The organism is Nocardiopsis protaetiae (genome assembly GCF_045446735.1).
Taxonomy (GTDB): Bacteria; Actinomycetota; Actinomycetes; order Streptosporangiales; family Streptosporangiaceae; genus Nocardiopsis; species Nocardiopsis protaetiae.
In genome coordinates this window covers 1-7190 of sequence record NZ_JBJJBV010000311.1, presented here as the reverse complement: position 1 = coordinate 7190, position 7190 = coordinate 1, and the positions used below count along the sequence as shown (strand labels likewise).

The window sequence follows — 7190 nt, the reverse complement described above, 5'->3', positions numbered from 1 at the left end:
GTCGTCCTCATCCGCATCAGGGGCATCGAAGGCGACGGTGGCCTCAGGGGCATCGCCGCCCTCGCCGTCCCGGTCCGCATCGGCGGCGGGCTCCTCCGGCTCGGAAAGCCAGATGATCTCGTCGTCCTCGTCGGCGGCAGGGGTGTCGGCGGCCGTCTCGCGGCGGTCGAACCAGGAGAGCCCGGCCTCGTCGGTCTCATCGGCCGCTGTGGCCTCACCCGCATCACGGACCTCGGCGTCGGCCGTGGAATCGGTGTCCTCGTCCTCGTCGGCCCGCTCAGCCGCGGAGCGGTTGAACCAGGAGAGCTCGGCCGCATCGTCGTCGTTCTGGGCGGCGGGCTCGCCCGGCTCGGCGGCGGCCTCATGTTCGGCGGGCTCTTCGGCCTCGCGGTGGGCGAACCAGGAGAGTTCGGCCTCGGCGGGCTCGGGAGACCAGGTGGGCCGGGGGCTGTCGTCGTCGGCCGCGGGCTCGGGGGCCTCGGCGGCCGCGGGTGCGCTCTCGGCGGCGTGGGGGGACCAGGAGGGTTCGGCCGGGGCGGGGGCAGGCGCCACCGTGGCCGGTTCCGGCCACTCGGTGGCCGTGGGTGTCTGCCAGCGCGGCAGGTCGTACTCCGGCTCCCCGGGGCCGGAGTCATCGTCCCAGGCGCGGGGCTCCCGCACCGGCTCGGGAGCCGGTGCGGGTACGCGCCCGGAGTGCTCCGGCGTCGTGTAGGCGGCCGCGGGAACGGACGACTTCCCCAAACCGTCCGTTCGATCCGCTCGGGTCCTCCCCTGGATGAGCGCGCCCACCAGGAGCAGCACACTCACGCCGGCCAGTCCCAGGGCGATGAACACCAGGGTGGTCTCGGCGAACACCAGGGCTGCCACGATGACGGCGATGGCCGCCAGCACCGCGACGGATGCGAGGACGCTGAGGATCACGGGTCGACCAGGACCTTTACACGTTGCCGGAGTCTTCAGTTGTGGAGCCTACCGCCGACCGGGGTCAGCGGCGCTCGTGCGGGGCCTCGCCCGGGTGGAAACCACCGTGCTGGACGGGCTCGGGCTGGCCGAAGGGGTTGCCGCCGGGGCCGGGGCCGTGCTGTAGGGCCGGGCCGGGGCCGGTCGGCGGGGCCATCGTCTGGAAGCCGCCCGTGGTGTTCGGGTTCGGCTGCTCGATGCCCGCGCCCTCCTCCAGCTCGCGCAGCTGGCGCTCGAAGTAGTCCTTCAGGCGGCTGCGGTACTCGCGCTCGAAGTCCTTGAGCACGTTGACCTTGTGCTCCAGCTCCTCGCGCTGCTGGACGAGGCTGCCCATGACCTGGCGGTGGCGCTCCTGGGCGTCCCGGTCGAGGTTCTCCGAGCGGACGCGGGCCTCGCCGATGATCTGCTCCGCCTGGCGGCGGGCCTTGCCGAGGATGTCCTCGGACTCGTGGCGGGCGCGGCCCAGGGTCTCGTCGGCCTCACGGCGCGCGTCGGAGATGGCCTGGTCGGCGGTCTGCTGGGCCAGGGCCAGGACGCGGGCGGCCGTGTCCATGTTCTCCTCGCCGCCCATGCCCATGTGCATGGGGGCGGGCGCCGGGGGCTGGGGCTCGACGATGGCCTGCGGCGGCTGCACGGGCTCGGGGCGGGGCGGCTCGGGCTGCTCCTGGGGCTGCTGGAAGTCCTGCATCCCGGCGTTGGGCACCTTGCCGCGCAGGCACTCGGCGAGCTTGCCGCGCAGTTCCTCGTTCTCCTGGATCAGCCGGTCGAGCTCGGACTCGACCTCGTCGAGAAAGGCATCCACCTCTTCTTCGTCGTACCCCGGCCGGAGCCGGGTCGTGCTGAACTGCTTGTTCCGCACATCAGCGGGTGTCAGCGGCATCTTCGTCTCCTTGGCGCGCTTGGAGTCCATCCGTAGGGACGCTACCTGATCGTGACCTTACGGCAATCCGGATCATGACCAAGACCACATAACGGAATCGGGGGCGACTTTTTTCGCCCCCGTCCCGTTGGCTAAGCGACCGAGACCGCCATGCCCTGAAGCAGGCTCGCAGCGATCGACAGGCCCAGGAACAGCACCAGGACGCTCAGGTCGAGCGCGATGCTGCCGAGCCGGACGGGCTTGATGAACCTGCGCAGGAAACGCAGCGGTGGGTCGGTGAGCGTGTACACGATCTCGGCGATCACGAGCAGGAACCCCGAGGGGCGCCAGTCTCTGGAGAAGGACTGCACCATCTCCAGTACCACGCGCGCGAGCAGCACGAAAACGTACACCCGCAGCGCGGTGGCCAGGACGGCCAGGACGATACTCACGGTCTAACGACCCAATCTCTGGACAAATCTGATGGTCTAGCTCTGATTGAAGAACCCTCGCTCGGCGATCCGCGCCTTGTCTTCGGCGGTCACCTCGACGTTGGCCGGGGACAGCAGGAACACCTTGTTGGTCACGCGTTCGATACTGCCATGCAGACCGAAGATCAGACCAGCCGCGAAGTCGACCAGACGCTTGGCGTCGCTGTCGACCATCTCGGTCAGGTTCATGATCACCGGCGTACCCTCCCGGAAGTGTTCTCCGATCGTACGCGCCTCGTTGTACGTGCGCGGGTGGAGCGTGGTGATCCGAGCGAGGTCGGCGGTGGACGCGGTCGTGGTCGTGCCGCCGCCGCGCCGCTCACCCGTTCCCGAGTGGTCGCCGGTGTCGCTCACGTCCTCGCCCCGTGTTCCCTCGCCGCGCGGGGAGTCGGCGCCGCGTTCGCGGTGCTCCTCCACGCCCTCGTCGAAATCGTCGAACTCATCATATTCGTCCGCATAGCGGTGATCGTAACGGTCGTCCTCCACGAGGCCGAGGTAGACCGCCATCTTGCGCATCGCGCCGGCCATCTCATGTCCTCCGTCGTCCCCGCGGCCTGCACCGCAGCCGACTCCTCCGTACAGTCCCGTCTTCCCTAGTACAACGGGGTGTGACGCCCTTTCGGGCGAACTCCACAGACGGGTTCCAAGGTCTATGTGGGGACATTACCCCACGATCGGTCCGCGATCGCCGAGCAACGCCGCACCGAGCCGAAGGTGTGTCGCGCCACGTTCGATCGCTGCCTCCAGGTCCCCGCTCATACCCGCGGAGACCATCGTCGCCCGAGGATAACGATCACGAATGAGACACGCGACCTCATAAAGACGACCGAAAGCCGTATAAGGGTCGCCCTCTCGGGGTGCCACGGCCATCACACCGCCGAGTTCGAGCGCCTCGTGCCCGTCGATCCGGGCCGCCAGCTCCATCGCGTCGGCGGGGTCGACCCCGCCGCGCGGGCCCAGCACGCCCGCCCGGGAGTCGTCGTCGAGGTTGACCTGGACCAGGCAGGTGAGGCGGCGTTCGGCGGCCGCAGCCCGGTCGCCCAGGGCGCGGGCCAGCTTGGCGCGGTCCACCGAGTGGACGACGTCGGCGTAGGAGGCGACCGATTTCGCCTTATTCGTCTGCAATTGACCGATGAAGTGCCAGGTGAGGTCGAGGTCGGCGGTGGCGGCGGCCTTGGGCGCGGCCTCCTGGTCGCGGTTCTCCCCCACGTCGGTGAGGCCGAGGGAGGCGAGGATGCGCACGTCCTCGGCGGGGCGGGTCTTGGTGACCGCGATCAGGGACACCTCGGCGGGGTCGCGGTCGGCCTTGCGGCAGGCCTCCTCGATCCGGGCGCGGGCCGCCGCGACGTTCTCCTTGATCCGCTCGACGCGGGCCGGGTCGTGTGACACGTCTTCCTTCATCCGTCGGTGGGTGGTGCGATGCTCGTCATCCGTGCGGACCACGGTCCGTGCGGTCCCGATTCCCGCGGACCGCGGTCCATCCGGCCCGCGGTCCGGACCGGTTCAGTCCTGTTCGCGCCAGATGAACGACGCGAACCGCCCGGTGGGGGCGCCGCCCCGGTGCGAGAACAGCTCGGGGGTCTCCAGGGTGCAGCGGCCGTCGGCGCGGATGTCGGTGACCCCGGCGCGGCGCAGCTGGGCGGTGACGGCGGCGACCATGTCCACCCCGGGGGTGCCCTGCCGGGTGGTGGAGGCGGCCTCGGGGGTGTCGCGGGCGGTCTCGGCCTGGAGCTCGGCCGGGACCTCGTAGCACTTGCCGCAGATGGCGGGACCCAGGAAGACGGTGGTGCCGCCGGGGCGGGCGCCGCGCTCGGCCATCGAGGCGATGAGGTTGGCGGCGACGCCGTTGGCGGTGCCGAGGCGGCCCGAGTGGGCGGCGCCCAGAACGCCGCGTTCGCCGTCGGCCGCCAGGACCGGCAGGCAGTCGGCGGCCAGGGAGCCCAGGACCAGCCCGGGGGTGGTGGTGACGACGCCGTCGCAGGTCCCGACCCCGCCGGGGGCGTCGGCGACCAGGACGTCGGCGCTGTGCACCTGGTTCATCCAGACGACGCGGTCGGCGTCGAACCCGAGGTCGCGGGCGGCGATGCGCCGGTTGGCCAGGACCGCCTCCCGGTCGTCCCCCGACCCCAGGCCCATGTTGAGCGAGTCATAGGGCGGGGAGCTGGTCCCGCCGTGGCGTTCGGTGACGGCGGCACGGACCCCGTGCCCGAGGTCGACGATGGTGCCCATCCCTGTGACCGCTGTCCTTCCCTCGGCCCGGCCGGGACGGCGCGGTGCGCGGCCGACCCCACGAGCGGCGACGGCCCCGCCCACCCGGGTCGGGGCCGCTGACACGTCGATGGTACCGGGGTGTCGATCCGCGCTGCCTCGGGAATCCGCGCTACTTCAGGAAGTCGGGGATGTCCAGGTCGTCCGGCTCCTCGAAGACGACCCGGCGCCGGGGCGTGGGGACGTCGGCGCGCCGTTCGGCGACCGACTCCGAGACCACGTGGACCGGGCGGGGCTCCTCGGCGGGCTCCTCCCGGACCGGGGCCGGCTCGGGCTCGGCCGGGGCGGCCTCGGCGAACCGGTCGTAGGCCGGGGCCTGCGGTTCCGGCTCGGGCTGCGGCTCGGGCTCGGTCACGGCGACCGGCTCGGGCTCGGCCGGGGCCTCCGGGGTCACCGGGGTGGCCGGGGTCGGGTCCCAGTGGACCGGCGGCGGGGTCTGGGTCTGCTGCGTACGGGCCGGCTCGGCGCTGTGGCGGCCGCCGAGCCACGGCAGTTTCTCGGCCGACGCCCCGTCCGCGGCGGCGGAGGAGGCCGCGGACGACCCCTGTCCGCCGGTCGCGGCGCCCGCCGTGGGGGCGACGGCCTTAGGAGGGTCCGCCGGCTCGCGCCTGCGCAGCGTGGGACCGGTGACCTCGGGTTCGTCGAAGCCCGCGGCGATGACGGTCACCCGGACCTCGTCGCCCAGAGCGTCGTCGATGACCGCGCCGAAGATGATGTTAGCGTCGGGCGCCGCCGAGTTGGAGACGAGCTGGGCCGCCTCGTTGATCTCGAACAGGCCCAGGTCGGAGCCGCCCTGGATGGACAGCAGGACGCCGTGGGCGCCGTCGATGCTGGCCTCCAGCAGCGGGGACGAGATGGCCATCTCCGCGGCGGCCACCGCCCGGTCGTCGCCGCGCGCGGAGCCGATGCCCATGAGCGCGGACCCGGCGCCGGACATGACCGACTTGACGTCGGCGAAGTCCAGGTTGATGAGGCCGGGCGTGGTGATCAGGTCGGTGATGCCCTGGACACCGGAGAGCAGCACCTGGTCGGCCGCCTTGAAGGCGTCCAGGACGCTGACCTGCCGGTCGGAGATGGAGAGCAGCCGGTCGTTGGGGATCACGATGAGTGTGTCGACCTCCTCGCGGAGCATCGCTATCCCCGACTCGGCCTGGGTGGCGCGCCGCTTGCCCTCGAACCCGAAGGGGCGGGTGACCACACCGATGGTGAGCGCCCCCAGGGACCGGGCGATGTTGGCGACGACGGGCGCGCCGCCGGTGCCGGTGCCACCGCCCTCCCCGGCGGTGACGAAGACCATGTCGGCCCCCTTGAGGACCTCCTCGATCTCCTCCCGGTGGTCTTCGGCGGCCTTGCGGCCGACGTCGGGGTTGGCGCCGGCTCCCAGGCCGCGGGTGAGTTCACGGCCGACGTCCAGCTTGACGTCGGCGTCACTCATCAGCAGCGCCTGGGCATCGGTATTGATCGCGATGAACTCGACGCCCTTGAGCCCCTCTTCGATCATTCGGTTGACGGCGTTGACACCGCCGCCGCCGATACCGACGACTTTGATGACCGCGAGGTAGTTCTGCGGTGCTGCCACGACGAGGGGCCTTTCCGCTCGCATACGCCGTTCCCGCCCGTGTCCGGCGGCGGTGGCCGCCGGGCCGGTGGGTTCGGCTCCGGTTCTACAGTGTGCGTTTCGGGTTCTCCGACAAGGCGTCCTGGGACGCCGGGGCGGGGGACCCGGGGCCGCGCGAACCGTGGGGTGCCGGGCCGGGGCGGCTGGGCGCCCCTGTCGGTCCGGCGGGAGAAAATACGGTACCCGCGTACCCCGAAAAGCGTGTTCTGTACTTCGTTGACGGTGATCGTGACTCTCGACAGTAAGCCGACCGCCCACCACCGGCAACCGATGACGGCTTCAGCCTAACGTCGTATAACACGAGGAAGCGATGTGCTGACTCGGCGCGTCGCGTCTGGAATGTCCCCGCGCCGTGTCCGTGACCCCTCCCCGGGGGCCCGCGGGCCCGCCGGAGGCGACGTCCGGTCCGGCTTCGTCCGGCTTTGCCGTCCTTTCCGGCGGGCTGACCGCCGCTTCACCGAACGATGGCCAGGTCGGGGGTGGAGAGGTCGTACACGGTGCCGTCCCCGGGAGGGTGCTCGCGCATCAGCACGCGCAGGATCTCGCTCTTGTCACCGGTGGCCTCGGCGGTGCCCCACTCGATGACGGCGCCCTCGGTGATCTCGATCCGGATGGCGTCGGTGTCGGTGGCGTCGATGAGCCGGATGCGGGCCAGCATCGAGTCGGGGGCCGCCTCGACGATGGCGGCGGCCGCCCGGACCGCGTCGTTGCCCTCGACCTCGCCGGTGACCCGGACCAGCGGGTGGGTGCCGGGCCGGGTCGGTGAGTCCTCGATGCGGACGCCGTCGCGGTCGACGAGCCGGTACTCCTCCCCCACCCGCACCGCGAGCAGGGGCTGTCGTTCGACGACCTCGACCCGCAGGGTGGCGGGCCAGCCGCGGCTGACCGTGGCCGACTCCACGAGGGCGAGGCCGCCGACCCGGTCGGCGCCCTCCTCCAGGTCCACCCGGATGAGGGGGGTCCCGGTGGGGACGTCGACGGCGGAGACGACCTC

At 71.8% G+C, this 7190-nt stretch carries 7 protein-coding genes and 1 pseudogene; all 8 read right to left on the bottom strand.

Translation table 11 applies throughout. The features are described from left to right. A pseudogene (locus ACJOT3_RS30210) lies at window positions 1-921 on the bottom strand (AAA family ATPase); the annotation flags it as partial. Between the two features lie 64 nt (window positions 922-985). Next, window positions 986-1840, bottom strand: a complete 855-nt coding sequence (locus tag ACJOT3_RS30205; RefSeq protein WP_406976538.1) for a DivIVA domain-containing protein — start codon at window positions 1838-1840, stop codon at window positions 986-988. A 131-nt stretch (window positions 1841-1971) separates the two neighbouring features. Further along, window positions 1972-2271 carry a YggT family protein gene (locus ACJOT3_RS30200; RefSeq protein ID WP_406976537.1) on the bottom strand — a complete coding sequence of 100 codons (300 nt, stop codon included), beginning with the start codon at window positions 2269-2271 and terminating at the stop codon, window positions 1972-1974. 36 nt (window positions 2272-2307) lie between these two features. Continuing rightward, entirely contained in the window at window positions 2308-2838 is a 531-nt protein-coding gene (locus ACJOT3_RS30195; protein WP_406976536.1) for a cell division protein SepF, read from the bottom strand. A 135-nt stretch (window positions 2839-2973) separates the two neighbouring features. Continuing rightward, complete coding sequence (locus ACJOT3_RS30190) at window positions 2974-3699, bottom strand: YggS family pyridoxal phosphate-dependent enzyme (RefSeq protein WP_406976535.1); 726 nt, start codon at window positions 3697-3699, stop codon at window positions 2974-2976. A gap of 114 nt (window positions 3700-3813) precedes the next feature. After that, window positions 3814-4539, bottom strand: a complete 726-nt coding sequence (pgeF, locus tag ACJOT3_RS30185) for a peptidoglycan editing factor PgeF (RefSeq protein WP_406976534.1) — start codon at window positions 4537-4539, stop codon at window positions 3814-3816. Between the two features lie 151 nt (window positions 4540-4690). Then, the gene (ftsZ, locus tag ACJOT3_RS30180) at window positions 4691-6157 is read right to left on the bottom strand and encodes a cell division protein FtsZ (RefSeq protein WP_406976533.1); all 1467 of its coding nucleotides are present in this window, start codon (window positions 6155-6157) and stop codon (window positions 4691-4693) included. Between the two features lie 493 nt (window positions 6158-6650). Next, window positions 6651-7190 (bottom strand): cell division protein FtsQ/DivIB (locus tag ACJOT3_RS30175; protein ID WP_406976532.1); only part of this gene is annotated, 540 nt, incomplete at its 5' end.

Excerpts from the sequence above, each read along its gene's own strand:
- ACJOT3_RS30205 (WP_406976538.1), bottom strand. The coding sequence starts at position 1,840 with ATGCCGCTGACACCCGCTGATGTGCGGAACAAGCAGTTCAGCACGACC.
- ACJOT3_RS30195 (WP_406976536.1), bottom strand. The coding sequence starts at position 2,838 with ATGGCCGGCGCGATGCGCAAGATGGCGGTCTACCTCGGCCTCGTGGAG.
- pgeF (WP_406976534.1), bottom strand. The coding sequence starts at position 4,539 with ATGGGCACCATCGTCGACCTCGGGCACGGGGTCCGTGCCGCCGTCACC.